The organism is Amycolatopsis sp. cmx-11-32, assembly GCF_047608695.1.
Classification (GTDB): domain Bacteria; phylum Actinomycetota; class Actinomycetes; order Mycobacteriales; family Pseudonocardiaceae; genus Amycolatopsis.
In genome coordinates this window covers 1-2,081 of the sequence record NZ_JADNQN010000042.1, presented here as the reverse complement: position 1 = coordinate 2,081, position 2,081 = coordinate 1, and the positions used below count along the sequence as shown (strand labels likewise).

The 2,081-nt window shown below is 67.9% G+C and carries 4 protein-coding genes; 1 reads left to right on the top strand and 3 read right to left on the bottom strand.

Annotated elements, in window-relative coordinates:
- Positions 1-345: 345 nt before the first annotated feature.
- Positions 346-642 (bottom strand): winged helix-turn-helix transcriptional regulator, encoded by a 297-nt coding sequence (locus tag ACM6LR_RS39285; protein ID WP_414942925.1) that lies wholly within the window; start codon positions 640-642, stop codon positions 346-348.
- Between the two features lie 87 nt (positions 643-729).
- Complete coding sequence (locus ACM6LR_RS39280) at positions 730-1,029, bottom strand: hypothetical protein (RefSeq protein ID WP_414945650.1); 300 nt, start codon at positions 1,027-1,029, stop codon at positions 730-732.
- 197 nt (positions 1,030-1,226) lie between these two features.
- Between ACM6LR_RS39280 and ACM6LR_RS39275 the strand changes: the two genes are divergently transcribed.
- Positions 1,227-1,523: a DUF1330 domain-containing protein gene (locus ACM6LR_RS39275; RefSeq protein WP_414942914.1), complete on the top strand. Its 297-nt coding sequence runs from the start codon at positions 1,227-1,229 to the stop codon at positions 1,521-1,523.
- Positions 1,524-1,535: 12 nt separating this feature from the next.
- Here the strand turns inward: ACM6LR_RS39275 and ACM6LR_RS39270 are convergent, their stop codons facing one another.
- The gene (locus ACM6LR_RS39270; RefSeq protein WP_414945649.1) at positions 1,536-2,066 is read right to left on the bottom strand and encodes a hypothetical protein; all 531 of its coding nucleotides are present in this window, start codon (positions 2,064-2,066) and stop codon (positions 1,536-1,538) included.
- Between the last annotated feature and the right edge of the window lie 15 nt (positions 2,067-2,081).

Below are 2,081 nucleotides of genomic sequence, written 5' to 3'. Positions count from 1 at the left end.
CAGCCGGTGGGCGGGGAGCGTGCGGAGCAGTCGCTCAGCACGGTCCGCCTGGAGGACCTGGCCGTGTCGGTGTGAGGCCGGTGGTGTCAGCGCTTCAGGCTGCGGTAGGCGCGTTGTTGGCAACTTCGCGAGCAGTAGGCGCGCGGACGGCCGGAAGCGGGTTGCTCGATCGGCCCGCCGCGCATCGCGCTGTGTCGTCACGCGTTTTCTCAGCGGTGGTTCCCGCAACGCGACCGTGCGGGCGCCGCGCCGGGGAGCCGTCCTCGGTGACCGGGACGCGGGGGCCCGGCAGGGTGTCGAGTCGGCGTCCGTCAGATCACCGCTCCACCTGGTCGGGCGTGATCTTCACGTCTCCGTGGGCTCCTGATCGTTGCGTTCTTGCTCCCGCGCCCAGGTGGTCGCCCATTCGTCGAGCGGACGGAGGGCATCACGGAGCGCTGTCCCCAGCCGGGTCAGCTCGTAGCCATCGGCCGAGGGGGCGATGATCCCGCTCGATGCGAGTTCGCGGAGCCGCTGGTAGAGGACGCTGGATGACAGCCCTTCGCACCGTGCCAGCAGCGCGCGGGCGCCGAGCGGACCCGCACGCAGTTCCCAGAGAATTCGCAGCGCCCACCGACGGCCGAACAGGTCCATCGCGGCCATGAGGGGACGGCCGGTAGTCGATCCACGAACCGGTGTTCCTGGGCGCGGTGTCGGCATGACCCTCCTTGCGTTTCGTTATTCGAAACATTAGCATCCACCCAGCGTTTCTGATTTCGAAACGAGTTCGACGGGAGAGCCGATGTCGCAGATAGCCCTGCCGCAACCGCCGTGCACCGACCAGGCCGGCGCACTGCTCGCGCGCATGATGCCCGGGGACAGCCCCGCCGAACGGGCTGCTGACGTCTCCGGACGGAGGTCGTCCTGCATCGCCGGGCTGGTCCTCCTCCCGTTCTCGGTGCTGGGCGTCGGCGGCTTCTCGGCCGCGATGCCCGGCGTCGTCCTGACCGTCACCCCCACGAGCGAGACGTCGAGCGCCATGAGCGTCAACTACGTCGTCCGCAGCGTCGGATACTCCCCGGGTACTCCCTCCGGCAGCGCCATCGGCGGCCCGATCCTCGCCGCGGGCACCGGCCCCGGCCACCTCTTCCCCGATCACGACGCCGACAAGCCTCGCCCTCGCCCGCCGACGCTCACCCGAGACCAACCCGTACGTCAGCCGCACTCATTCCAACACCGGAGGTTCCATGCCCAAGGGCTACTGGGTCAGCGTCTACCCCACCATCGAGGACCCCGAGAGGCTTGATGTCTACAACAAACTGGCCGGCGTGGCCGTCCAGGCCGCGCGCGGGCGAGTGCTCGCCAGCATCGGCAGCCGGGTCGTCGCACACGAAGCCGGAATCACCGAGCGCGTCGTCCTGATCGAGTTCGACAGCTTCGAACAGGCGGTCGCCGCATACGAGAGTGCGGCCTACCAGAAGGCACTGGCCGCACTCCCCGACCGCTTCGAGCGCGACTTCCGCATCATCGAAAGCCTCGACTGACCGCTCCAGGTACTAGATCGTCACGTGTGCCCTGAGGCGGCGACGGACCGCCAGGTTGATCTGGCGGTCCCCGACCTGATCGCCATCGAGGGCCCCGGCCTGCGCGTAGGTGAACGGCACAGCCTGGACGCGGCCTTCGGCGACCGCCCACCGGCAGAACGAGGACAAGACACTGACGTGCCGATCCCAGGTCGTCACCCCGAACTGGGCCTCAATCGGGCCGCACACCCGATGCACCGCGTAAGCACTCAACGCGTCCCTGAGCGAGCGCCGCGCGTCGCACAGATTCACGTCGAAGTCGACGATGAACTCCATCCACGACCGCGGGACCCACACGTACGACCCCCACGAGGACGGTACCGGGCAACCGCTCGACGACAACTCACGCAACCACCCGTTCACCACCGCCGCCGACCGCAGCCCGAACGCAACCCCAAACGCCAGATCGTCGCCGACAAGAACAGACATGCCGTCCAAAACGATCGGCCACCGCTGGACACCCCAGAACTCCCACCCGCCGAACAAGAAGAAAATCAACAACATGTCTCGCACCTACAT

What these genes read in the sequence shown, in the direction of transcription:
- ACM6LR_RS39285 (WP_414942925.1), bottom strand. Translation starts at nt 642, where the DNA reads ATGGCCGCGATGGACCTGTTCGGCCGTCGGTGGGCGCTGCGAATTCTC.
- ACM6LR_RS39275 (WP_414942914.1), top strand. Translation starts at nt 1,227, where the DNA reads ATGCCCAAGGGCTACTGGGTCAGCGTCTACCCCACCATCGAGGACCCC.
- ACM6LR_RS39270 (WP_414945649.1), bottom strand. Translation starts at nt 2,066, where the DNA reads ATGTTGTTGATTTTCTTCTTGTTCGGCGGGTGGGAGTTCTGGGGTGTC.